Genomic DNA, 25,259 nt, shown 5'->3' on the forward strand with positions numbered 1-25,259 from the left:
CTCGGCTTGCATGTGTTAGGCCTCCCGCTAGCGTTCATCCTGAGCCAGGATCAAACTCTCCATTGTATGTTTGTCTGACTCACTCAAAGTTTCTTATATACGCTTTAGTTTTTCCTTAATTTTGGTTGTTATATCTATTTTTCAATGATCTCTTTTCTTCCGCTTTTTAACTAAGACTACTTTTCTGTCAGTTTCGTCTCCGTATTTGCGAGTGCAAAAGTAATAAGTTATTTTCAATTGACCAAATGTTTTCGAAGAAAATTTTAAAGTTTTTTGATGACCTTAATTTTTCTTATTTACATTCTCTCAATCAACTCCTGCGCTTCCCCTTAATTGGGTCTGCAAATATACAACTGTTTTTTATTCTTGCAAATTTTTCAGTGTTATTTTTTCTGAAGTTTCTTTCTTATCTTTATCCTCCTGCGCCACTTACTTCCTCTCGTTTTCAGTGGTGCAAAAGTAGAAACTTTTACATTCCCCACCAAACTTTTATTCATATTTATTTAACATAATTAAGCAACAGCCTGATTGTGTGGAGAGAAAATATGTTGGAGGGTTGGAGGGTTGGAGGGTGCGGGTGAGATTTGAAATTTGATGTTTGAGATTTGAGATTCGAGATTCGGGATGTGAGGTGCGAGGTGAAATGCATGAGGATTGTGAGTTGGGGAATGCGCGGCGCAAGGACGGGATGTGGAGCGATGTGCGAGATGTATGGGGTTAAATGCCGTACGGTGGGAGTTTGGAAAGAATCATTGTGCGTATTAACGTGTTATTTTCTGCAGGCTGGTTGGGTGAATTGAGCTGGTTGAATATGTATTGTTGGGAATTTTTGAGCATCAGTGTTTATTTTGTAAGGCTTTTCGGTGAAAATGACTGCGCATTGTATGATTTGAAAATATACAATTTGAGTTTTCAGATCGCTTTTGTGGATCTTTTTAAGATGGCACTCCTACGGAGTGCGGTTATTTTTGGAATGGTGGTTTCTACACAGATGGCACTCCTACGGAGTGCGGCGGCGTTGGTTGTCGCTTTTGCTACACAGATTTTACTCCTCCGGAGTATGCCTGATGGTTCTTAGTTGCTTTGGCAGGCATTCGGGGACTATGGGGATTGAATGCCTTGTTCTGAAGTGGAGGGTTTTTGCGGATCGAGAGGATTTAAAATTTGATGTCTGAAAATTTGGGATACGGATTGCGGAGTTTGGATGTGGCATTTGGGCATGGGCTGGACGACAGTATCAACGGTGAATGCTCTGGATGCAGAATTCTGAAACAGGCAGACTGTTACATGAGAGCAGAAGGGTTTTTGAGAGTTTTATTTTGATGAAGTTTATATTTCTATTGTACGTAAGGTTAACTTTTGCAAAGGAGTAACCACCCCCGTCTAAAATCTGCGATTTTTGACATCCCCTCCAGAGGATGGGAATGGTTCAACGGGGTATTGGAAATAAAGGAAGTTTGGTTTTTTACTGCTGACCGGACTGAAAATGTAGTGAGGATTGATGTTTGAAACTTTTGAATTGAAGTTTTGGCTTTCCGATTATAGTTTTTGTTGCTTTCTATAATGAGATTATTGTAGATTAATTGCTTTTGGTGATTGCTCATTACTTATTGCTCATTACTTATCAAAATTCAACAGTTCTTAAAAAGCGGAATCGTTACTAGCCCAGATGGCAGCGACATCCTTTTTTGTGGCGGACGTAGCGGAGTGGAGACCGGCACAAAAAAGATACAGCGGACAGCGGGTTCCCGGCTCCTGAAAAGATGAGCAATGAGTAATGAGTAATGAGTAATGAGTAATAAAAATGGTATGATAACTTATGAAAGTGCAGCGAGAAAGTTGGAGTGTATTTGAGAGTGGGGAAAGGAAGTGAAGATTGAAAGATTAAGAACTACAATCAACGAGACAATCACATCAGATATGAAAAAAAAAGAGACTGAAAATTCAGTCTCTTTTTAAATATCAATTATTTAAGTTTTAAAAATTTTGCAGAGATGCCTGTGACTCTAATTTTGCTGTTGCATTATAGCTGTCTCCGTTTTCGTTGATCACTCTTTTGGCAAATCTGAATTTCGGACCCCAATATGAATCACTTAGTGAGGAAACCATCACTCCTCTGGATGTTGCGGCGTGTATAAATTTAATATCGCCATCTTCTGAAATGCTTTCTACAATTCCTACATGAGAAATTCTTCTGCCGTGTGAAAAGAAAACCAAATCTCCTTTCTGTAATTCTGTTCTGTCTATCGACTCCCCTTCCTGTGCCTGTGAAGCTGCTACTCTTGGTAACGTAAGACTTGCTGCTGCACCGAAAACTGATAATACAAATGCCGAACAGTCGATTCCGTTTCTTGTTGTACCGCCGTATCTGTAAGGCGTTCCCAAATAAGTTTCCGCTTCTGCAAGGATATTGTCGATTACCTTATTATACTTGATGGCCTTGGCAATTTCAGAATTCTTTAATTTGTTTTTTGCGTTGGATAACGCTACTGTTTTTTCAGATACAAAAGAGCTGATTAGCTGCTTTTTATCCATTTCCAACCTTTTGCTCTCAACTGCCGCATAATTGGCATCTGATTTGTTGTCCTTAATATAGGTTGTTGGTTTTGAAACTACATAGTTAGTAACACATGACTGTAAACTTACAGTAGAAATCAGCATCACTAAATACAACAAAACTTTTTTCTTCATAGATAAATTATTTCCGTGTTAAACGTTGTCTTTTATTTTTAAAGCGTTACAAAAGTATCGATTCACATCAAAAACCTGTCGAATCTCATACTTTGAAAGACTGCATTTAACACACTTTAACATAATTATTAACAATGTTAAAGCAATTAAAACCGCAAACGCCCATAAACGGACGTTGTGCGGTTTTTTTTATTAAGGTTTTTTAACAAATTGAAACGGTTGTTTAAGTGAAATCGTTTCAAATATTATTTACACCACTCATTATCAATAAATTACGCTAATCTGACGGATTTCTTAATTCATCCTTATATATACTATGAAAAATAAATCATTATAACTGCATTATTGCCTAAAAAAATTCAGTGAATTCTATTAAAAAGGAGACTTATCTCGTCTCCTTCTTTTTTTTAGATTTCTTCGGCATTTTAGATTTGATGAATTTCTTTCGGCTTTTCATAAAATCTAAACTTTGTGGCGTGAAGCAAAACTTCTCCGCTTCGGTTAAAAATTTTAATGCATTCGGAAGACTTCCTCTCATCTCAGATAACAAAGCTCTGTAAAACCATAAAGTCGATCTGTCAATTCCTTTGATTTTTAAAGAATAGTTGATCAGTTTTTCTGCTTCCTGAAAATTTTCGTTGTCCAAAAGACATTTAATGTAGTATTTTGGCGTATTCAGATTGGTCACATCACACTGCATTGCTTCCTCGAAATAGAGTTTTGCTTTTTCATAATCATCAAGCATTTCGCTGTAGATTCTTCCCATCAGACAAAGCGAATCTGCATCTTCAGGGTCGTAGGAAAGTGCATAATTCAGCGCTTCCAGACAATCCGGCAAGCTGTATGGATAATTATCCAGCGCTTCAAAATAATATTTACTTTTAGTTAAGGTCATTTCTGTAATTTTTTAATTCATTTTTCAGTTGATTCCTCTCTTTTTTGAAAGATTTCTCCTGATGATTCTTTTTAAAATCGCTTCCCGAAAATGTCCGAATCGGATTTCCTCTTTGAACATTCAGATGATTGTTCCACGTTTCCTGCATTTGTTTTTCCAGTTGCTGAATGTGAAATTCCATTACTTTTTCTTTTAATCTGATGATTGAAATTTTCTTGTTTTCCAGTTGCGAACGGGAATCCTGCACGAAAACACTCTGTCCGGTTTTCGGATAAGTCGCCCGAACGGCAGTTTCCACTTTATTCACGTTTTGTCCGCCACTTCCCTGACTTCTCATCGTCTGAAACTGAATTTCTTTTTCATTAAATTCAATTTTCTCCAAATCTTCCAGTTCAAAAATCCCGATAAACCAGTTGCTTCTTTTATGGAATTTTCTGAACACGCTTTTGCCAATCCAAAGAATGCTTCCGAGCCAGTTTTTCAGAAATTCATTAGCTTCTTTTCCTTTTAAAACTAAAGTCGCAGATTTCAAAGTCAGGTTTTCATCACCATTTTCACGGTGAATGATTTCGTAACCGATTTTATTTTGTTTTGCTTCCTCAAGAAAGACCTCCAGAACTTTGGCAACTACCCACTGACATTCCAAAGGTCCTCTTCCCGAGGTGATTTGTATTATTTTGTCCATTTTTTTAGGAGCTTAATCCCGCTTTCCGCTGTATCTTTTTTTGCCCTCGCTTTTTTCAAGCCCTTGCAAAAAAAAGGATGCCGCTGCAATCGGGGCTATTGTTTTTCTCCTTTGTATTACTATTGTTATAAATTATGTAATGATTTTTGAAAGAATTAAAATGCAGGTATTTGACATCAAATACCCAACATCCCGCATCCAACATTAATCATTATTTATCCATCCTCACAATTCGGGGTTGGAAAGTTCCGAGAATATCGACCAGTTCACTTTGAGCGTTCATTACTTCATTGATGTCTTTGTACGCCATCGGTGCTTCTTCCGCATTTCCGCCCATCAAGGTGACATTTTTGAGTTTTACTTCTTTCTTAATGTCATTTTGAGTAAAACGGTTTCTGCATTCTCCTCTCGAAAAAGCCCGTCCCGCTCCGTGTGAAGCCGAGTTCAGCGAATCCGGATTTCCTTTTCCACGAACGATGAAACCTTTTGCCGTCATCGAACCGGGAATCATACCCAACTCGTTTTCGTTGGCTGGAGTTGCGCCTTTTCTGTGAACAATCACCTCTTTTCCATTGTGAATTTCTTTCCACGCGAAGTTGTGATGGTTTTCGATTCTGGCTTTCACTCTTCCGCCGACCGCTTTCACCAGTCTTCTGTGAATATCGTCGTGACAGGCTGAAGCATAATCTCCTGCGAGATTCATCGCCGTCCAGTATTCCAATCCGAGGTGCGTGTTCAAATCCAGCCAGGCGAAGTTTTGTGCTTCTTTCGGTAACGGACACTGTTCGGTCGCCACTCTCGAATAATACTGAGCGATTTCCGCTCCCAAACCACGCGAACCGCTGTGTGAAAGGATTCCGAGGTATTTTCCATTTGGAAGATTGATTTGTTCATCTTCTTCCGTAATTTCCACTTCACCGAATTCCACAAAGTGATTTCCGCCGCCGGAGCTTCCCATTTGTTTGATGGCTTTTCCTTTTAATCTTCTCAAAATCGGAATTAAATCAAACGTATCTCTGTCGAAAATCTCGTGATCGACGTGAGATTTGTGCGTTTCGTACATCTCGAATTTGGTGTGTTCGGCAAGCGCTTTTTCATATTTATCTTTGGCGCCGTCGAGATATGAAATTGGCGTATCCAAAATACTGAGCGACATTCTGCATCCGATATCCATCCCGACTCCGTAAGGGATTACCGCATTTTCTACCGCAAGAACGCCACCTATTGGAAGTCCGTAACCGCTGTGTGCATCAGGCATCAAAGCGCCTTGTGTTGCAATTGGCAGTTTCAGTGCAGTGTACAATTGGTTTTTTGCTTCATCTGAAATATCATTTCCGAAAATCTGGAAAGACGCCCGGTTGGTGTTGAGCATTCTTTTCTCGGTTTTCTTGGATGAAAGCAAAGCTTCTGCAATTTGTCCGAAGGTTAAATCTTTCTCGAAGTTCTCCGGATTTTGGTGGATTTCCTTGAGAAGAGATTTTACATAATGAATATTTTTGGTTGCAAAATTTCTCTTCATCACTTCCAATGCGATGTTGACGCTCTGGTTGTTTGGATAGCCTAATTTTAATATATCTTTTCCTTTTAATTTTAAATTTCCCATTTTTATATAATTGATGAATGATGAGAGATCATTGATTTTCTCTCATTGAATTTTTTCAACTAGATTTTTAGTTGATTTTTTGTTGTCACAATATTTTTATGACAAATGTTGATTTGGAGTTGAAATCCCTAGCCCCGATTGCAGTGGAAATCCTTTTTTTGCGTTGGCTTGAAAAAAGCGAGGGCAAAAAAGATTGCAACGGAAAGCGGGAAATAGCTCCTAAAAAAATGATTTCGGGGAAACGTTTTAAGTTTGAAATATTGCGCAATAAAAAACCCGAAATCTTACGACTCCGGGTTTTGATATTTCATTATACTGTTGTTCTAAGAATGTACCAAACCACGAAGCCCCGCCTTTGCAAAAGGCAATCCTACTGTTGAATGTAAGTTGAATCTGAACATTGCTTCGTTGTTTTTTAAAATGGTTAAACTTGATTTTCAGATGCAAAGATATTATTTTTTTTGAAATTCAAAATAAAATTTTAATTTTTTTTCACGTTAACATGATTTCCATGTAGTACAAAATGTTATATTTGTTTCCTTAACTCAAACATTTATGAAAAGCACTTTAATGAAAACTTTACTGTGTGCATTTGCGCTGGTAATCCTTTTTTCATGTAATTCTAACAAGAATGATGAAATCTTAAACTACACAACAGACACGACTTTGGGAATATCCAGAGTAAATCTGAAGGAAATTTCAAAAAAGATTCCTGTAGACAAAATCCTGAAAGAGAAGAAAAATATTCAGGCTGAGGAAAAGCTGTTTCTGCAGTTGGTCAATAAGCCTGAGGAATCCGGAATCGACATCGATAAACCTCTTTATCTTCTCGTTGATCAGGGTAAAACAAATTCTGAATTTGATGTAAAATCTTTTCTCTGGATCAATGACAAAGCGAAGTTTCAGAAAAGTATGACTGATCTGACCAAAACGAAAGTGACCATCGACAACAAAGATCATATCTACATTGGTGGAAAACTTGCCGGAAGTATGAAAGGCGACATGGCCATTATGGTCAGCGAAAAGGCGTACAATCCTTACGGTGGATATAATTCTGCGATGCCTGAAGGTTCTGAGAGAATCAACGATAAATATTTCGCAGATTTCTGGGCAAGAAAAGGAAGTAAAAATGCTGCGATCAAAGAACAGGTAAACAATTCTCTTGTAGGAAATAAAGATGTGAGCGGATGGGTAAATCTTGCTGCCGTAGCGAGCTTCGCATCTAAAGGTTATATTGAAACACTTGCCATCAACAAACTGATCAAAGATTCGGGAATTGGTTTTGATTTTAATTTCGACAAAGGAAAAGCTAATATGGAAACGAAGACTTTCTTTAACAGCGATATGAAGAAAATCGTAGAAAAATATTACGATAAAAATAAAGTAAACTACGATCTTGTAAAAAATGTGGAACTTGATAATGCTAAGTCTTACTCAATCGGGTTTTTCAGCTTAGATTTTATGAGATATCTTGTGAAAGAATCTGGTTTTGAAGCTACGGTAAATCATTATTTGGCTTCAAGCAACAAATCTTTGGAAGACATCACTTCTACTTTTACAGGAGATTACGCTTTTGTTGATTTCAAAGTAAAACAGGATACTGCTGATTATTACAATTACAGATCAGACAATGCGATCGTTTTAGGTTTCAATCCGAAAAACAAAGCAACTTTAACAAGCTTAATGGACCAATATCTAACATCTGCAGGAAAAAAATATGTAGTAACAGACAATCAAGTAATTGTTTCTGAAAATCCTGAGGTTCTTTCTCAGTTTCAGAGTAAAAAAGCCGGAAAAAATTCAACTTTGGATAAAAAATCGGGTGTGATGTCTTATTCATGGTCTGATGGTAAAGATTACAACCAAAGAGAAAATCCGCCAGTGAAAGTGATCAGTATGACCAATGAATCTAAGGAAGACAGCGGAAACCTTCTTTCTAAAACGGTATTTACTCTCGACAAGAAAGACGAAAACGCACTGTATTATTTATTAATGAATGACTGATATTGTTTTAAATAATATTTCTCCAAAATATTTTACCCCGAAAAATATTGAAGATTCTGAAATCTGGAATCGGAATATCACATTCGCAAAAGGTAAAAAAAATCTGATCATTGCACCGTCAGGGAGTGGGAAATCTACTCTTGCGACGGCAATGCTCGGAACTCATTTCCAATATGAAGGAGAAATAAAATACGGGACGGAAGTTGTAAAAAAACTGCATCTGGAAAAAATTGTTGAACACAGAAAACAGGGCATCAGCTTGCTTTTTCAGGATGTAAGAATGATTAAAAACCTGACTATTTCTGAGAATATACTGCTGCGTATATTTAATAAAGATAAAAAACAGTTTATTCCAAAAATGGAAGAATATTCGCGACGTCTCGGAATTGAAAGTCTTCTGAACAAAAAAGCTGAAAACTGCTCGTATGGGGAAAGACAAAGAAGCGCCATCGTGAGAAGCCTGATCAATCCGACAGATTTTCTGATTTACGATGAATGTTTCAGTCATTTGGATATCAATAATAAGAAGATCGCATTTTCTCTGATCAACGAAGTTTCTGAAGAAAGCGGAAGTTCGGTGATCTTTTTTGAGCTGAATGAGTTTCCTTTTGAGCATCATTATCAAATTCTTCATCTATAAACGCTATGAAGAAAATTTTTAATTCACTTATTCTGTACGCCGGACTGTTCATTGCCTTTATTTTGGTGTTGTCCTGTCTGCAGCTGTACGAAAATGCCAACCGTCTTTTCGGAAGCAAAAGCAGTGACAGCAATTACTGGCTTACTTTCAGCAAAAAACTCACTCCGGATAATATCGGACGTAAAGAACTGCTGGGTTTTAATGAAAATGAAGTTGCGAAGATCAAAAACTGGTCTGAGGTAAAAAACATCTACCCTTTTTCTGCCAATGAGTTTAAAGCTTCGGCGAACGGCGGCGATTTTATTCCTTTTTACACTGATCTTTACTTTGAAAGTGTAGATTTGAAGGCGATTGACGTTCCTCTGAAAGAAGAAGAGTTTCAGGTGAACGGAGATGAGATTCCAATCATTATTTCAAGAGAATATCTGAATCTTTACAATTACGGTTTTGCCATTAATCAAGGCTTACCGCAGATTTCAGAAGATTTTGCCAAGAAAATCGAAGTTAATATCAACATTACTATTAATAAGGAAAACAAAACGTATCGGGGAAAAATGGTTGGGCTTTCAGACAGAATTCATTCTGTTTTAATTCCTAAAAAATTCCTTGATTCTCTGAATGCTGCTGCCAAACTGGAACTTGGCAGTCAACCTAAAATTTACAACAGGGTTTTGGTTCAGGTAAAAGATTCCGGAGATGAAGGCTTGGTTTCTAAGATGAAAGAAAATGGCTATGAATCGAATCAGGAAAGCCTACGTTCAGCAAAAATAAAGTCGAAACTGTTTTTGGTTTTAAAAGTGATTGCAGTTTTGGGGATTTTCATTTTCGCTTTATGCCTTTATATTATTGTAAGCTTTATAAAAATTCAGTTTTTAGAGAAACAGGAAGAAGTTTCCATTAAAAACAGTCTTGGATATTCACCAAAGAAAATGGTAAGTGACATCAGCCGGAAGTTCAGTTTAAATTTAATGATTGTTTTAATATTAAGTTTAGGACTGATTGCCTTAGGACAGTACCTGATTGCGAAATCTGATGTTTCCAACGGTTTGCTGTCGATGTATGTGAATCCTTTTCTGTGGACTGTGATTATTATCATTCCACTGTTGGTTTATTTCTTTGTCAATATTCTGATTTACCGCTGGCTGCTGAAAAGCTGGAAAATATAATAGAAAACGACCGTCGTGATGACGGTCGTTTTTGTTTTAAGTGAAAAAATATTTCAGATAATTTTGGCAACTTTTTAAACATTCCAAAACCCCACCGTACACGATGAACACACACTTAATCATACTTAAATCATAGTAGGGCGAAAAAAAATATTTTACATCTATCCGTAATTTATTATATTTGAATTTTATTAAATCGTTTCATAAACAGTTCCTCTTGCGAAGCGGAATAATTAAAAAATTGTTGTTAATACAATTTTTGGGGGATATGATTTATGGATAAAGAAAAGTTTAAAATTATCATTTAGAGAAATCGTATTTTATTGGATAGCCCAGAATAACACAAATTAATTACATATATGAAAAAAGTTTACCTCAGCCTAATTGTCGGAATTAACATCTACTCATATGCGCAGGTTGGAATTAACAATTCATCACCTAAAAGCACATTGGATATTACTGCAGCACTCCCCACCGGCACTCTGAATCCGGAGACAAAGGACGGGATCATCATTCCTAATCTGGACAGGCAAAGGGCACAGGCAATGGGAAACAATACCACTCCTGTAACCACACTTTCTACACTGATCTACGTTAATAACAGTACGACAGGTACAGCAACCGGTTCAGCTATAAATATCGGATCGCCGGGCTTTTATTATTTTGATACTGCCGCACTTCCAGCACCCGGAGTCTGGCAACCAATCAGATCAACCAATGTTGACATCTATGGAGGTCAACTGAAAATACCGCCACACCAGCAGTATACATCCGATTTTAGCAATCACAATAATACTATTTATGACAGCGATAACTGGTGGGTAATTTCTAAGGTATCGACCTACGCAGGAACCAATACTCCGGCCAAAATGGTTATTGTATATGAATTTCAGGGAAGCCCATTTAACGTTTCAGGACTTTATCCGCAGTTAACCGCCGGTAATAACAGCGGATTGCCAGATGTCTACAATGCAAATATGATTTCTATTGAAAATAACGGCACTAACGGAAGAACGAGACTTACAGTAGTAGTGGTTCGCTCAGACCATTTTGGAAACAATTGGCAGGGAACTTTTCTCTTAAATGTGCTTCTTACACGAAGAGTAAACTAAATACTTTTTCAGATCATCAACTGAATTAATCATGCAGAAGTTTTTCTGGATGTAAATTCTCTTTTTAGAAAATCCCGAAACAGCACGAAAGTTTTTTAGCCTATCATTTACCATCTTAAAGATTTTAGAGTTTTAAACATTCCAAAATTCACGATCCAGACTTCTGTACTGTATTGCTTCAGAAATATGATGGGATAAAATATTTTGAGATTCTTCCAGATCAGCGATTGTTCTTGCCACTTTTAAGATTCTGTCATAGGCTCTTGCAGACAGATTCAGTTTTTCCATGGCCATTTTGATGAGATTAAATGAGGTATCATCCAATTCGCAGAATTTTTCCAGTTCACGCGACCCAATTTGGGCATTGTAGCTTATCGGTAAATCTTTATACCGCTCATTCTGAATCTCACGAGCCACCAAAACCCGCTTTCTGATGTCTTCACTTTTTTCACCTTTTCTTTTTTCGGCGAGCTGTTCAAACTCAACTTTCTGTACTTCTACATGAATATCAATACGGTCTAAAAGCGGACCCGAAAGTTTATTCATATACCTCTGCATTTCAAAAACAGAAGATGTATTATTCGGATCATCGGGAAAATATCCGCTTGGACTGGGGTTCATAGATGCAACCAGCATAAAACTCGAAGGATAATTTACGGTAAATTTAGCTCTCGAAATCGTTACTTCACGGTCTTCCAGCGGTTGCCGCATGACTTCAAGAACGGTTCTTTTAAATTCAGGCATTTCATCCAGAAATAAAACGCCGTTGTGAGCTAAAGAAATTTCTCCGGGCTGAGGATAACTTCCGCCACCGACCAGTGCGACGTCCGAAATTGTGTGGTGCGGACTGCGGAAAGGCCGTACCGTCATCAAAGAAGTTTCCGTGCCCATTTTTCCGGCAACAGAATGAATTTTTGTGGTTTCTAACGCTTCCTTTAAAGTTAACGGAGGTAAAATACTCGGAACTCTTTTCGCCAACATCGTTTTTCCGCTTCCGGGAGGGCCGATGAGAATAATGTTGTGACCGCCGGCTGCAGCGACTTCCATGGCTCTTTTTGCGATTTCTTGACCTTTCACTTCAGAGAAATCAAAAGGAAATGAATTGATTTTATCCTGAAATTCTTTCCTGGTATCCAAAACTGTTTTCTCCAAAGGAATTCCTTCGTTAAAAAAATCAATGACTTCTTTGATGTTTTCAACACCAAAAACGTCGAGATTATTGACAATAGCTGCTTCCCTTGTATTCTGTTTCGGTAAAATAATTCCTTTGAAACCTTCTTCACGAGCCTGAATGGCAATAGGCAATACGCCTTTGATCGGTTGTAAACTTCCGTCCAGCGAAAGCTCACCCATGATGATGTAATCTTTAATATGTTCGGCAACAATCTGGTCTGAAGCCACCAGAATTCCCATGGCAATACTCAGATCGTAAGCTGCTCCTTCTTTTCTAAGGTCTGCAGGAGCCATGTTTATCGTGATTTTCTTTCCGGGAATTTTGAAACCGACATTTTTCAGTGCGGCAGAAATTCTGTAGCTGCTTTCTTTGATGGCATTGTCTGGAAGACCCACAAGATGGTAGCCTACCCCACCGGTATCTATGTTGACTTCAATAGTAATGGTTTGAGCAGATACTCCGAAGATGGCACTTCCGTAAATTTTGATCAGCATTGCTTTGTGTTTGAAGTAAATTTAAAAAAAAATTATGTGGCACTAAAGAGTTTTTAGCTAAATTTTAAATCTAAATTTCAATATTTTTGTTTTAAAACAACTGGTCTTAATTAAATCGAATCTTAAAGAAGTCTCTGCTATACTCCGGATCTGAACAAATAAAGTATCCCTTTCTGCAAATCAAATGATAACTTATGGGCATAAAAAAAAATTTTTCAGCGATTTTATTTTTCATCAGTACCTCTCTACTGTGTCAGCTTTCTTTAAAAGTTAGAGAACTTAATTATGATGAATTTAAAGAATATGTTCCGGATAACGATTTTGTCAAGAGTATGGAATCTCAATATAAAGGTCATATTTTTGAGATTTCACTTATAAATAACACCAAAAAAACAATTTCTTTGCCTTTAGATACACTCAGTTATGCTTTACCATATACTGAAGACATTTGGAGATATTATAAAGGAGAAGATTTCCGAACTGATCCGGACTTATTTAATGTTTTGGGAGTTCATCCTTTCCTGTTTCAAAAAAATAAATTCATTGATAAAGAATTTGATATGCCCTACCATCTGAATATTATTCCACCACCGGATGCAATGGAAAAAAATCAATCGAAGACAGATAGGTTGACAGTTATAAAACAATGGAAGGAGAAAAATAAACTGCCAAGCAATTTATACGCAGTTTATAATTGGTACCTTCTCAACAATATGGTAACGATCAATCCAAAAGCAACAATTAAATATAGAATTTATTTTAATCCGTTCCTTAAAAGACAGAATGTATTTGATTATCATGAATTTTATACGCAACTGGATGCTGAGATTCCTTATGGAGCCAATTTTAAAATAATTCTTAATGAAAATCTCTATAAATTTTTAACGAAGGAGGATAAATTGATGTATCCAGACCTTTTTACAGGTGTTGTAACTTCAGAAACGTTGGATATATTAACAAATTCAAATAAATGATTTCGGAATTCTGGTTTAGAAATTAATATATTTGTTTTCATCAAATTAATTAGGCATAATGAATTTAAAACCCGAAATTTCCTGGCCAGATTTTGAGAAATTAGACATCCGTTGCGGAACAATTATTTCTGTAAATGATTTTGAAAAAGCCAGAAATCCTTCCTATCAACTTGAAATCGACTTTGGAGATTTGGGAATAAGAAAATCTGCAGCGCAAATCACTTCTCTCTACAGCAAGGAAGATTTAGTGGGAAAACAGATTTTAGCTGTAGTGAATTTTCCGAAAAAACAGATTGCCAATTTCTTCAGTGAATGTCTTGTTTTAGGTGTCTATGGTGAAGATTCCAAAGACGTGACACTTCTTTCGCCTTCATTGCCTGTAAAAAACGGACTGCAGGTTGGTTAAATTCAACAAAAATTTCAAAACTAATGGATTAAAAACCTTTAGGGTTCGAAATGACAAATATTATTACTTAGAAAAACCAAACACAATATGATCCAAAATATTCCTATAGAAAAAATACTGTTTCTTGATATAGAAACCGTTCCGCAACATGGAAACTGGAACGAAATTCCCAATACCGAACAAACGCTTTGGGATAAAAAAACAAGATACCAGCGCAAGGATGAAATTTCCGCAGAAGATTTTTATGATCGGGCAGGAATCATGGCCGAATTTGGAAAAATTATCTGCATTACTATCGGAATGGTCGAGAAAAACGACACTTTAAAAATCAAAAGCTTTGCAAATGACAATGAGAAAATTCTGCTGGAAGAATTTGGTGAAATTTTCAACAGCATGAGGCTTCGCGACGTGATTCTCTGTGCTCACAATGGCAAGGAATTCGATTTCCCCTGGATTGCCAGAAGATTTTTAATCAACGGAATGCAACCGCCTTCTCCCTTCCAGCTTTTCGGAAAAAAACCATGGGAAATTCCACACATCGATACGATGGAACTCTGGAAATTCGGGGATTATAAAAGTTTTGTTTCACTGGAACTTCTGGCACATGTTTTCGGGATTCCGACGCCAAAAGACGATATCGACGGATCAATGGTTTCATCAATTTACTACATAGAAAAAGACTTGCAGAGAATAGTAGACTATTGTGAAAAAGATGTCTTAACTTTGGCCAATATTTTCCGGCGCATGCGTCAGGAAGATTTACTGAAAAGATATTCTTAATTTAGATTAATCATAAAAATGAAATTTACAGACGATCAGATCGCAGATATTGGTGAAGAAATAATTGGTGTTTTAAAAACGGTTTATGATCCCGAAATTCCGGTAGACATTTATGAGCTGGGATTAATTTACGACGTGCAGATCTCTGAAGAAGCCGATGTAAAGATTATTATGACGCTTACAACGCCTAACTGTCCGGTTGCAGAAACGCTTCCACAAGAGGTGAAAGATAAAGTGAAAGAGGTGGAAAATGTAAATGATGTAGATCTGGAACTTACTTTCGAACCAAGCTGGAACAAAGATATGATGAGCGAAGAAGCAAAATTTGAGCTAGGAATGCTTTAATATTAATTTTAGCTGAAACATACAGAAAGCTGTCACAATTGTGGCAGCTTTTTGCATTTTCAGTGGTTTCACGGTGCAGAAATAGTAAAAACCCTGATATTGTGATGGTTGCAAAGTTCTAATTTTGGAGTATCAAATTAGAGTTATGGAAACAAGGAAAGTAATTGTATCATTTAACAACGGAAGCGTTCCGCCTGAATACGCATACCGTTACGAATTGATTTTTTCAGATCATGGAAGTGCCGAACTTATAGTTTTTAAAGGCTATGACCTTGACGAGAAAAATATTTTTTCTGAAACAAAAAAAGTCAATGTTTTAATTCTGGAACAGTTGATTGTCGGAATTAACAACCTCAGAACTTTCGGACAAAATTCGCCGGAAGTCGGTGGGAGCCAGCGCAGCATTGAGTTCATCAACGGTAAATCTGAAAAAATTTTTATTCAGAATGATAATCTGGAAGGAATCCATCTTTTCAATCGCTTTCTCTACCTCTATAACCCTGATTTTTTAAACATCATTAATAAAATCATTAACCATTAAAAACAATTATTATCATGGATCAAGCACCTAAAGAAATGTTTGTAGGAGTAATCAATCCCTACGCATTAACAGAAGCAATCACCGGAAGAAAATTTGACTGGACAGACGCAAAATCGTATCAGATTCTGGAGCAGACTTTAGAAAAAAGTTACTCTGAATTATTTGATATTAAATTTAATTCGCCACTGTACGCAGGTTTACAGTTGGAAAGGGACAATACTGTGAAAACAATGAGGGCAGAAGATGTCAAAGTAAGATCTTCAGACAAATTGGAAACCATCAATTTTTCAACCATCAAAAATCTGAAAGATCTTTCAAAGGCAGGAATTACAGACCTGGACAGCGTTGAAATAAAAAATGCAAGACTTGATAAAGGAGACGTAAAAGTTGTTCTGAATGTACCGAAACTCAACAATACCATCACCAACACTATGGTTTCTCCAGTCATCAAAGACATCGTTTTCGGATCTCCAAACATTAATCTGGGTTGGACGCCGGCAAACTGCCTGTGGAGCGACCGTGGAAATTTCTTCAATGATGTAACGGAATTTAACGATCCTATTCAGGGTGCTGTAGGAAACTGCTATTTCATTTCTGCGATTGCGGCTTTGGCGTGGGCAACTCCTTATGCCATAGAGCATAAAGTGAGAGCTACAGGAACGGGAGAAACACAGCGTGTAAATGCTATTCAGTTTTACACAAAAGGCGGCGGAAAGGATGCACCAAGCAAATTAATTGAAGTAACAGACAGTACTATTATCACTACTTCAAACAATCCTGTGTACTGCAGAAGTAATGATGCAGGCGAAATCTGGCCTGCTGTTTACGAAAAAGCTTTCGCAAAATGGATTAACCAAACAGGAGACGACAAACCGGATATTACAAAAACAGCTTACGGAGATCCTGTAAAAGCCATCGCTCAATTGAACAACAAAACACCGCTGTATTATTATACCAACACAAGAACTGCAGATCAGCTGTATGGTATTGTGAGAGAAAATTCGATGAGCATGAAAACCATTAACCCAATGGTAGCATGGACATACGGTTCAGGGAATTATTCAGGCTCAAATATTGTGGCGAATCATGCGTACACCATTTTAGGTTGGGCATTTGTAAACAACAAAAGTTATATTATTCTTAGAAATCCTTGGGGAGTGACAGAACCAAACGGGTTAAATTCTTATCAGGGGCTCATCAGTTTCTTCGACAACAGCTTCTGGAGACCAATTAACATGATTGGTAACGACGGAGTTTTCGCTCTGGAAATCAATGCCTTCAAATATTATTTTGCTGGTATGGGTGTAGCGAAGTAATGACTTAAACCAATCTAAACTTTATATTTAAACTTCCATAGATTTACTTTGTGGAAGTTTTTATATTTAAATTTTACTCAGTTTCAAAATACATCAATTCCTCATCTTCATTGGGAAGTGTGACGAAGTTTTTGAACTTTAGATTCAGCTTTTCAATTAATTTTTGGGATGAAATATTGTCTTTGGTAGTGATGGCTGAAATCTTTTTTAAATTAAACCGGTTCATGACCTCATCTTTTATTTTAGCGGCTGCTTCATACATCAAACCTTTTCCTTCAAATTCTTCAAGGACAGAAAAACCAATATCCGAAACATCCAATCCGTCACGCTCAAAAATGCCGACCGCGCCAATTTTAATATCTCCTTCCCTTAAAATAACAGTATAATTCCCATAACCCAGACGGTTGATCTGCGGGAAAAATCTGTTTTCAATATAATTTTCAGCAGCTTCAAGACTTGTGATATGTCTGTTTCCGATGAACTTTATGAAATTCGGCATGTTGTAAAGATCAAAAATCAGCTGAGCATCGTCTAGCGAAATCAAGCGGATGATGAGCCTTTCAGTAGCAAAGAAATTATCTTCGTTTTGCAGGTTGTTTTTTGGGGTCATCTTTCGGTTCAGGCTTTTTTTCTATTTTTAAAAGTCTCGGATTGTTTTTGCACTTTTTATTATAAAGTTCGATGTAAGAACCGTTCTCTTCAGCTTTTTCGATCATTCCCGAAGTTTTGGAAACTGTAAGCGTGAAATGTTTTTTCTGATACGGACATTCCACAGAAGTCACTTTTCCCAAGTCGAGATAGTAATTTTTTGAATCCTGATAATAGTTGGCGGCAAGGTCTACAAACTCATCATCAATAATATAACCTTCCAAAACCGCTGACAGCGCTGCTTCCTCGGCATTATCAATTTTACCGATAAATGATTTGAGATCTTTTAAATCTGTAATATAACTTATCTTACCCCCTTTAGAATTAACGATATAGAAAAAAGTATCTTCACTCGGTGTAAGATCAAAACCGGAAAACTGTGGCAGATAATCTTTTTTTGAACCTGAAATTTTCACCTCTTTATTTTTGCCGTATTCGTTATACACCAAAACCCAGAAATCATATTTGTCATTCGGAATTATCTGAGCCAAAACATTTTGTAAGCTGGCAAATTTCTTTTTCTCCTGTGAAAATACAAGAGTTGAAATAAGCATTAAAACTAAAATTCCGGTGTTCTTTAAACTGTTCATAAATCGAGTTGCGGCAGCATAATGCCGGCTTTTTACATAAATTTATCCCCTTTTTTAAGGTTTTTCAGATCAAGAACATAATCTTTGATGCACTGATCGTGATCTCTCGGGCAGATCAGAAGAACCTTGTCTGTATCTACAACGATAAAATCATTTAATCCGTCTACGATGACCGCTTTATTTACATTTTTTAAATGAATGATGTTTCCTGAAGAGTTGTAGGAAAGTGAATGTTTGTGCGGGTTGGCGTTGTTATTTTCGTCTTTTTCACTGTTCTCAAAAACAGATCTCCATGTTCCCAGATCACTCCAGCCAAGATCGGCAGGAATAACGTGTACATTCTCTGCTTTTTCCAGAATCCCGTTGTCAATGGAAATCTTCTGAATTTTAGGATAAATGGTTTCAATACAGCTGATTTCACTTTCAGAATTATACTCACACGAAGTAAACTGCTGCGTCATTTCCGGAAGAAAATCTTCAAAAGCTTTGTGAATCGTCTTAATATTCCAGATAAAAATACCTGCATTCCAGAGGAAATCGCCGCTTTCCAGAAAAGTATTGGCCAGTTCTAAAATTGGTTTTTCAGTAAGTGTTTTTACTTTATGCAAATCAGACTGCCTGCTTTCTACGTACTGTATATATCTGTAGCCGGTTTCCGGTCTGGTTGGAACGATCCCCAAAGTTATCAGATAATCATTTTTGGAAGCTAAATTCAAGGCAAGTTTTACTTTTTCAAGAAAAACATCTTCCTTTAAAATTAAATGATCTGCGGGCAAAACGATGAGCGTGGCATCAGGATTCAGTTCCCCGATTTTATTGGCCATGTACAGATTACAGGCTGAAGTATTTTTCACAAGCGGCTCGCCCACAATGTTTGCCTCAGGGATTTCCGGAAGCTGCTGATGAGAAAGAGCAACGTATTCTTTATTCGTAATTACGAAAATGTTTTCTTTTGGAATAAGCTTGCTGATGCGGTCGTAGGTCTGCTGAATCATCGTGCGACCCGTCCCCAGGATATCCTGAAACTGTTTTGGAAATTTTTGCGTACTCAATGGCCAGAAACGGCTTCCGATGCCACCTGCCATGATTACGCAGTATTGATTTGATGTTGACATTTTTTAACTGCAATTTTGTACCCTCGCCAAAGGCCTGAAAGAATACTTTCTGCCAGTTTCGAGGTTCATACAAAGATAGTTTTTTTTGATCAGACCTTCTAAAACATACTTTTGATTTCGGTAGATAAAGTTTTCTCCTTTCTTAATGCTTTCCACATAAACGCCATCATCATCATTTTTTTCAAAATGAAAATACTTAACGAGTTCCGGACTTGCCATAAAATTAGCCTTCGGAGATCTGGAGAATCTGATGATGATTGACTGTAATTCTTTGCTGTAAACGTCAATGCTTTCCATCAACATAATTCTGAATGTATGTTTCCACTCATTTCCGTGTGGTGCAATTCTTCGGCCGTACTTTTCAAAAGCAAGGAGGTGAGCCAACTCATGAGTGAAAACAAAGAAAAAAAGTTCGGGTTGAAGTGTAGAATTGATGGTAATTTCATGCGAGCCATCACGCTTTTTTCTGTAATCTCCCAGTTTAGATTTGCGCTCTCTTGTAATTGTAATGTGAATGGAATGGCCGGCAAACCATTTTTTCAGATGGCTGACACAGTTGTCCGGCAAAAATTTTTCCAGCGTTTGAATAGACATTTTACAAACTTAAAGGAATTCCCGCATAGAAATTTAATAATTTTAAACTGAAAAGATAATTGTATTTAGACTGAGCCACCGAGCCCTGCGCATTGGCATAGTTGTTTCGGGCAATATTCACGTCAAAAATTGTAGAACGGCCCGCGGCATAGCTTTTCTCAGCAAAATCCAGCGAAAGTTTTGTATTTCTTTCTGCTTCTGTGGCAGCAAGATAAATTTCGTAGTTGGCATCGGCGTCAAACTGGGCCTGCTGAACGCTTTGTCGGATGGCAAATTTCTGCTGTTCGTAATTGTTTTTGGCAATACTTTCATTGATTTTTGCCTGTTCCACCTGAAGTCTCGTAATTCCTTTATTAAAAATCGGAACATTTAATGAAAGTCCGCCCTGCTGACCAAAATTATCTTTGTACTGACGGAAAAAAGATCTTTCGTTAATATAGAAAAATTCCGATCCTACATTATTGGTATTCAGTAAATTATTATAAAAACTCCCCACTCCAACTGTCGCTGTAAGTGTTGGATAAAACGAAGTACGTGTAATAACCGTCTGAGCTTCTGCTGCTTTTATTCTGCTCTCCGCAGCTTTGACCTGAGGCTGATTTTCGTAAGCAGTCGTTAAAACTTCATCTACAGAAACCAATTGAGGAGTAAGTTTATCATCTACAACAACATCTTCCACATCAAAATCTTTATATTCTTTAAGCTGAAGGAGCTGAGCCAATGCAAAAAGACTTCGGCCTACATTGATTTCGGCGGTTTTTAAATTTTGCTTTTCTCTTGCCAGAGCCGCTGCAGCTTCTGCCAAAACAGTCTGCGCAGTAGTTCCGACTTCTGTAGTTGCTTTGGAACGGTCATATTGCTTCTGTGCATTGGTAACCGCGCTCTGGTTTATTTTTACAATCTCTTTATTCAAAAGTGTATTTAAATACTGCTGTGCAATCTGAAGTGAAATGTCATTTTTAATGGTTTCAATATCATACTGACTTGCCTCAACATCAAACTGGGTTTTTCTGACAGTTTTTTCCAGTCTTCCGTTATTGTAAAGTAAAATATCGGCTCCGATATTGGCATTATTGCTGAATCTGTCGTTCCTGATACTTCCCGTTCCCAGAGAAGCCTGCCCGAAGCTCACATTATTTCCCATGTTGGCAGACACAGTTGGCAGATAGTTGCTTTTGGCAATTTTCAGGTTGACATCCTGTATCTGTTTGTTATATTCATTCTGAATTACCTGCAGATTATTTTTCACAGCATAATCTACACATTCCCGCAGTGACCACTTTTTCTGAGCACTAAGGCTCAAAACAGAAAGTCCCGCAAAAAGAATCAGAAATTTTTTCATATTGACTTATTTTTTGTTTTTAAAGCTAAAATTCAGTCGTAATTTCTTTACAGGTTTTTGAAAAACCAAAATACAGCGAATTCATATCAGCTTTTTTCACATTAGACGAAACCATTACAGAAAAGTTACAGCGGATGCAAAATTTATATTTTATTTTACCAAAACTTTCAGGAATTTTGTGGCATGACACATCAGCAATATCAGGAAGCTGTAGAATGGCTTTTCGTACAGGCTCCTAATTATCAGATTGACGGTGAGAAAGCCTATAAACCGGGATTGGACAATATTACAAGACTCTGTGCTTTTTTTGGCAATCCTCAGGAAAAAATCAAATGCATTCACATCGGAGGAACCAATGGTAAAGGCTCTACCAGCAATATGTTGGCATCAGTTTTACAGGAAGCCGGCTACACTGTCGGGCTTTACAACTCCCCACACCTCATCGATTTTACCGAAAGAATAAAGGTCAACGGAAAAAACTGTGATAAGGAATTTGTCTATGATTTTATTTTAAAATTAAAAAAACTTCCACAGGATATTCTGCCCTCTTTTTTCGAGTTTACGACCATCATGGCGTTTGAATATTTTGCTCAGAAAAATGTGGATTTTGCTATTATTGAAGTTGGTTTGGGCGGAAGACTGGATTCCACCAATATTATTACACCTTTAGTTTCGGCTATCACCAACGTGCAGCTCGATCATCAGAACATTTTAGGCAACACCATTGAAGAAATTGCTTTTGAAAAAGCAGGAATTATTAAACCTCAAGTTCCAATTGTCTTCGGCGATGAAAATGAAGTAGTCAGAAATATTATTAAAGCTAAAGCTGAAAAAGAAAATGCACCACTTATCGATGCAGTTTTGTTGGAATCAGATTTAAAATCAGATTTAAAAGGAAACTATCAGCATAAGAATATAAAAGTAGTTTTGGCTCTGACTGAAGAATTAAAGAAACAGAATTATGCAATTTCAGATGAAAATATAAAAACCGGACTTTTACATGTTCATCAAAACACAGGTTTCATCGGCCGCTGGTTTGAATTTTCTCAAAATCCATTTACAATCTGTGACACGGCACACAATCAGGCTGGGTTGGAATTTGTTTTTTCACAGTTAAATTCAATTCCGAAACATAAACATGTTGTTTTAGGTTTTGTAAATGACAAGAAAATTGATGATGTCATGTCTCTTCTTCCTGAAAATTCTGAGTTTTATTTTGCAAAACCTTCCATTAACAGAGGCCGTCACCCGGGCGAGTATGAAGATTTATTAAAAAATTCAAAAATAATTTATAAAATTTTTGATTCTGTTCAGGACGCGTATCTTTCTGCAAAACAGAAATGTACAAATGAAGAAATGATTTTTATTGGCGGAAGTAACTTTGTAGTGGGAGAATTTTTAGAAAAAAACTTGACTGATATAAAATAAGTGTGTATATTTGCACCACTCAAAACGAGAAATCGTCTAGGGCTCTTAGCTCAGTTGGTTCAGAGCATCTGGTTTACACCCAGAGGGTCGGGGGTTCGAATCCCTCAGGGCCCACAAAGGTTTACTGAAACCTTTCAAAAAAATTCAGGGCTCTTAGCTCAGTTGGTTCAGAGCATCTGGTTTACACCCAGAGGGTCGGGGGTTCGAATCCCTCAGGGCCCACAAAAGTCTTCTAATTTATTAGGAGACTTTTTTTATTCCCCCAACTTTCCTTATTTTTGGTCAAATCCTTCACAATGAATTTTAAACCCATCTTATTAACGGCTGGAGTATTGTTTTCAGCTACTTTTTATTCTCAGAAAATGAATTATCCTAAAGCTATAAAAGGAAATCAAACCGATACTTACTTCGGAACTGCCGTTGCAGATCCGTACAGAGATTTGGAAAACGACTCTCAACCCACCAAAAAATGGGTGGATGAAGAGGTGGCTTTCAGCCAGAATTATTTATCTAAAATTCCGTTCAGACAGGAAATCGCAAAACAACTGACAGACATCTGGAATTACGAAAAGATCGGTGCACCCTTTAAAGAAGGAGATTATACGTATTACTATAAAAATAACGGACTGCAGGCACAATCTGTATTGTACAGAACCGATAACAAAACCAAAACAACAGAAGTTTTTTTAGATCCAAATAAATTTTCAGAAAAAGGAACGACGTCACTTTCAAGTCTGTCTTTCAATAAAAAAGGAAATCTGGCAGCTTATGCTATTTCAGAGGGTGGAAGCGACTGGAACAAGATCATCATCATCGATGCAATTACCAAAAAACAAATCGACGAAACTATTGTTGACGTCAAGTTTAGTGGTGTTGCATGGCAGGGCGATGAAGGTTTTTATTACTCGAGTTATGATAAACCGAAAGAAGGAACAGTGCTTTCTGGTATGACTGATAAACATAAGGTTTACTATCATAAATTAGGTACAAAACAATCTGCCGACCAGTTGATTTTCGGAGGAGAAAAAACACCGAGAAGATATTTGGGAGCGTACCTGTCTGAAGACGAAAGATATTTGATTATTTCTGCAGCCAATGCAACCAATGGAAATGAAGTTTATATTAAAGACCTAAAAAAAGGTGGCGATTTCGTACAGATCAACAGCGGTTTTGATATCAATGCCAATATTGTGGACACCGACGGCGATAATCTCTATATTTTTACCGATAAAGATGCACCCAATATGCGTTTGGTGAAAACTACCATCCAAAATCCAACTCCGGCAACCTGGAAAGACGTGATCCCTGAAACAGAAAATGTGTTGGGTATTTCCTCAGGCGGAGGATATTTCTTTGCAACCTACATGGTTGATGCAATTGACAAAGTTAAACAGTTCGACAAAAATGGAAAACTGATCAGAGAAATTTCTCTACCTGGAAAAGGAAATGTTGGTGGTTTCGGTGGTAAGAAAAAGGAGAAGGAAATGTACTATTCTTTCAGCAATTATATTACACCCGGAACGACTTATAAATTCAATGCAGACACCGGAAAATCTGAGGTGTATCAGAAGCCAAAAGTAAAATTCAATCCTGAAGATTACGTTTCTGAACAGGTATTTTACACATCAAAAGACGGTACAAAAGTTCCGATGATGATCAGCTATAAGAAAGGAATTAAGATGGATGGTAAAAATCCGACAATGCTGTATTCTTACGGTGGTTTCAACATCAGCTTACAGCCTTCCTTCTCGGTTGTCAATGCCATCTGGATGGAAAATGGCGGAATCTATGCCGTTCCAAACATCCGCGGTGGTGGAGAATACGGAAAAAAATGGCACGATGCAGGAACGAAAATGGATAAGAAAAATGTATTCGAAGATTTCATAGCAGCCGGAGAATATCTTCAGGCTAAAGGCTATACTTCAAAAGAATACATGGCACTTTCAGGAAGATCAAACGGTGGACTTTTGGTTGGGGCAACCATGACGATGCGTCCGGATCTGGCCAGAGTCGCTTTTCCCGGAGTGGGTGTTTTAGATATGTTGAGATACAATAAATTCACTGCCGGCGCGGGTTGGTCTTACGATTACGGAACGGCCGAAGACAACAAGGAGATGTTTGATTATCTTAAATCATACTCTCCGGTTCACAATGTAAAAGCAGGCATCTGTTATCCATCAACGATGATTATTACAAGTGATCACGATGACAGAGTGGTTCCGGCACACTCATTTAAATTCGGGGCAGAATTGCAGGAAAAACAGAAATGTGCCAACCCAATTTTAATAAGAATTGAAAAGAATGCAGGTCACGGTGCAGGAAGAGCAACCGACCAGGTCATCAGTGAAAATGCAGATTTACTTTCTTTTGCGCTGTATGAAATGGGTGTGAAAAAATTAGGAAAATAATAAAATACTATTTTTAATTAAATATAAAAGCGACATTGTAACAGTACGGTGTCGCTTTTTTTATTAAAGCTTTTAAAGATTATTTTTTATCTGTTTCAATTAAAAAATCGCCACGAATTCACGAATGTTATTTTCCTGCGAAATTGGATTTTTACTAAATTTAATAATGATAATTCGTGCATTCATGGCAAAAAAACATTATTAATGAAACTTGTGTAGGTGATTAAAAGTCCCAAAGTAACAACTTATCAAAGAATAGAATGAAATCCTCTGATCCTCATCAAAATCTTAAAACCAATTAAAGATTT

24 protein-coding genes, 2 tRNA genes and 1 rRNA gene are annotated in these 25,259 nt (G+C 37.2%); 16 read left to right on the forward strand and 11 right to left on the reverse strand.

Features of this window, described 5'->3' with window-relative positions:
* Window positions 1-66: ribosomal RNA gene (locus IC610_RS10590) — 16S ribosomal RNA — on the reverse strand; the annotation flags it as partial.
* Window positions 67-904: 838 nt separating this feature from the next.
* Here IC610_RS10590 and IC610_RS10595 point away from each other — a divergent pair.
* Together IC610_RS10595 and IC610_RS10600 are read left to right on the forward strand one after the other, a co-directional pair.
* The gene (locus tag IC610_RS10595) at window positions 905-1,078 is read left to right on the forward strand and encodes a hypothetical protein (protein ID WP_191736840.1); all 174 of its coding nucleotides are present in this window, start codon (window positions 905-907) and stop codon (window positions 1,076-1,078) included.
* Window positions 1,079-1,167: 89 nt separating this feature from the next.
* Complete coding sequence (locus IC610_RS10600; RefSeq protein WP_191736841.1) at window positions 1,168-1,323, forward strand: hypothetical protein; 156 nt, start codon at window positions 1,168-1,170, stop codon at window positions 1,321-1,323.
* Window positions 1,324-1,977: 654 nt separating this feature from the next.
* Here IC610_RS10600 and IC610_RS10605 read toward each other — a convergent pair.
* The 4 genes from IC610_RS10605 to IC610_RS10620 form a co-directional block, all read right to left on the reverse strand.
* A complete protein-coding gene (locus IC610_RS10605) occupies window positions 1,978-2,691 on the reverse strand; it encodes a C40 family peptidase (protein WP_191736842.1) in 714 nt (237 codons plus the stop codon).
* Window positions 2,692-3,076: 385 nt separating this feature from the next.
* On the reverse strand, window positions 3,077-3,586 hold the full coding sequence (locus tag IC610_RS10610) for a tetratricopeptide repeat protein (RefSeq protein ID WP_191736843.1): 510 nt from the start codon (window positions 3,584-3,586) through the stop codon (window positions 3,077-3,079).
* Window positions 3,573-4,271, reverse strand: a complete 699-nt coding sequence (gene prfH / locus IC610_RS10615) for a peptide chain release factor H (protein ID WP_191736844.1) — start codon at window positions 4,269-4,271, stop codon at window positions 3,573-3,575. Before prfH ends, IC610_RS10610 begins: the two co-directional genes overlap by 14 nt.
* 211 nt (window positions 4,272-4,482) lie before the next feature.
* Window positions 4,483-5,874, reverse strand: coding sequence for an RtcB family protein (locus IC610_RS10620; RefSeq protein WP_191736845.1), 1,392 nt, complete (start codon window positions 5,872-5,874; stop codon window positions 4,483-4,485).
* A gap of 570 nt (window positions 5,875-6,444) precedes the next feature.
* Between IC610_RS10620 and IC610_RS10625 the strand changes: the two genes are divergently transcribed.
* From IC610_RS10625 to IC610_RS10640, 4 genes are all read left to right on the forward strand, one after another.
* Window positions 6,445-7,878, forward strand: coding sequence for a DUF4836 family protein (locus tag IC610_RS10625; protein WP_191736846.1), 1,434 nt, complete (start codon window positions 6,445-6,447; stop codon window positions 7,876-7,878).
* On the forward strand, window positions 7,871-8,518 hold the full coding sequence (locus IC610_RS10630; protein WP_191736847.1) for an ATP-binding cassette domain-containing protein: 648 nt from the start codon (window positions 7,871-7,873) through the stop codon (window positions 8,516-8,518). The genes IC610_RS10625 and IC610_RS10630 overlap by 8 nt, the downstream gene beginning before the upstream one ends.
* Before the next feature lie 5 nt (window positions 8,519-8,523).
* Window positions 8,524-9,684, forward strand: coding sequence for an FtsX-like permease family protein (locus IC610_RS10635; RefSeq protein WP_191736848.1), 1,161 nt, complete (start codon window positions 8,524-8,526; stop codon window positions 9,682-9,684).
* Between the two features lie 359 nt (window positions 9,685-10,043).
* Window positions 10,044-10,796, forward strand: a complete 753-nt coding sequence (locus IC610_RS10640; RefSeq protein WP_191736849.1) for a hypothetical protein — start codon at window positions 10,044-10,046, stop codon at window positions 10,794-10,796.
* Between the two features lie 132 nt (window positions 10,797-10,928).
* On the opposite strand, the gene IC610_RS10645 is transcribed toward IC610_RS10640, so the two are convergent.
* The gene (locus IC610_RS10645) at window positions 10,929-12,464 is read right to left on the reverse strand and encodes a YifB family Mg chelatase-like AAA ATPase (RefSeq protein ID WP_191736850.1); all 1,536 of its coding nucleotides are present in this window, start codon (window positions 12,462-12,464) and stop codon (window positions 10,929-10,931) included.
* 194 nt (window positions 12,465-12,658) lie between these two features.
* Here IC610_RS10645 and IC610_RS10650 point away from each other — a divergent pair, with 194 nt between their 5' ends.
* The 6 genes from IC610_RS10650 (at window position 12,659) to IC610_RS10675 (ending at window position 16,826) form a co-directional block, all read left to right on the forward strand.
* Window positions 12,659-13,438 (forward strand): hypothetical protein, encoded by a 780-nt coding sequence (locus IC610_RS10650; protein ID WP_191736851.1) that lies wholly within the window; start codon window positions 12,659-12,661, stop codon window positions 13,436-13,438.
* A 58-nt stretch (window positions 13,439-13,496) separates the two neighbouring features.
* Window positions 13,497-13,844, forward strand: coding sequence for a tRNA-binding protein (locus tag IC610_RS10655; RefSeq protein ID WP_191736852.1), 348 nt, complete (start codon window positions 13,497-13,499; stop codon window positions 13,842-13,844).
* A gap of 87 nt (window positions 13,845-13,931) precedes the next feature.
* Window positions 13,932-14,624: a 3'-5' exonuclease gene (locus IC610_RS10660; protein ID WP_191736853.1), complete on the forward strand. Its 693-nt coding sequence runs from the start codon at window positions 13,932-13,934 to the stop codon at window positions 14,622-14,624.
* An 18-nt stretch (window positions 14,625-14,642) separates the two neighbouring features.
* Entirely contained in the window at window positions 14,643-14,969 is a 327-nt protein-coding gene (locus IC610_RS10665; RefSeq protein ID WP_056083710.1) for an SUF system Fe-S cluster assembly protein, read from the forward strand.
* Window positions 14,970-15,114: 145 nt separating this feature from the next.
* A complete protein-coding gene (locus IC610_RS10670; protein WP_191736854.1) occupies window positions 15,115-15,510 on the forward strand; it encodes a hypothetical protein in 396 nt (131 codons plus the stop codon).
* Between the two features lie 14 nt (window positions 15,511-15,524).
* Window positions 15,525-16,826: a C2 family cysteine protease gene (locus IC610_RS10675; protein ID WP_191736855.1), complete on the forward strand. Its 1,302-nt coding sequence runs from the start codon at window positions 15,525-15,527 to the stop codon at window positions 16,824-16,826.
* Between the two features lie 73 nt (window positions 16,827-16,899).
* Here IC610_RS10675 and IC610_RS10680 read toward each other — a convergent pair whose 3' ends face one another.
* Genes IC610_RS10680 through IC610_RS10700 form a run of 5 tightly spaced genes read right to left on the reverse strand, consistent with a single transcriptional unit; the run spans window position 16,900 to window position 21,115 of the window.
* Window positions 16,900-17,436, reverse strand: a complete 537-nt coding sequence (locus IC610_RS10680) for a GNAT family N-acetyltransferase (protein ID WP_191736856.1) — start codon at window positions 17,434-17,436, stop codon at window positions 16,900-16,902.
* A complete protein-coding gene (locus IC610_RS10685; protein WP_191736857.1) occupies window positions 17,402-18,064 on the reverse strand; it encodes a hypothetical protein in 663 nt (220 codons plus the stop codon). The genes IC610_RS10680 and IC610_RS10685 overlap by 35 nt, the downstream gene beginning before the upstream one ends.
* A 32-nt stretch (window positions 18,065-18,096) precedes the next feature.
* Complete coding sequence (locus tag IC610_RS10690) at window positions 18,097-19,179, reverse strand: mannose-1-phosphate guanylyltransferase (RefSeq protein ID WP_228462908.1); 1,083 nt, start codon at window positions 19,177-19,179, stop codon at window positions 18,097-18,099.
* 3 nt (window positions 19,180-19,182) lie between these two features.
* Complete coding sequence (locus IC610_RS10695; RefSeq protein WP_191736858.1) at window positions 19,183-19,773, reverse strand: SprT-like domain-containing protein; 591 nt, start codon at window positions 19,771-19,773, stop codon at window positions 19,183-19,185.
* A 1-nt stretch (window position 19,774) separates the two neighbouring features.
* On the reverse strand, window positions 19,775-21,115 hold the full coding sequence (locus IC610_RS10700; protein WP_191736859.1) for a TolC family protein: 1,341 nt from the start codon (window positions 21,113-21,115) through the stop codon (window positions 19,775-19,777).
* A gap of 183 nt (window positions 21,116-21,298) precedes the next feature.
* Here IC610_RS10700 and IC610_RS10705 point away from each other — a divergent pair, with 183 nt between their 5' ends.
* The 4 genes from IC610_RS10705 to IC610_RS10720 all read left to right on the forward strand — a co-directional run bounded on the left by IC610_RS10705 (window position 21,299) and on the right by IC610_RS10720 (window position 24,951).
* Window positions 21,299-22,543, forward strand: a complete 1,245-nt coding sequence (locus IC610_RS10705) for a bifunctional folylpolyglutamate synthase/dihydrofolate synthase (protein ID WP_191736860.1) — start codon at window positions 21,299-21,301, stop codon at window positions 22,541-22,543.
* A gap of 39 nt (window positions 22,544-22,582) precedes the next feature.
* Window positions 22,583-22,657, forward strand: a tRNA-Val gene (locus IC610_RS10710).
* A gap of 33 nt (window positions 22,658-22,690) precedes the next feature.
* Window positions 22,691-22,765 (forward strand) — tRNA-Val (locus IC610_RS10715).
* A 140-nt stretch (window positions 22,766-22,905) separates the two neighbouring features.
* Window positions 22,906-24,951, forward strand: coding sequence for a prolyl oligopeptidase family serine peptidase (locus IC610_RS10720; protein WP_228462917.1), 2,046 nt, complete (start codon window positions 22,906-22,908; stop codon window positions 24,949-24,951).
* Window positions 24,952-25,259: the final 308 nt, after the last annotated feature.

This window comes from Chryseobacterium caseinilyticum, assembly GCF_014837145.1.
GTDB classification, from domain to species: Bacteria; Bacteroidota; Bacteroidia; order Flavobacteriales; family Weeksellaceae; genus Chryseobacterium; species Chryseobacterium caseinilyticum.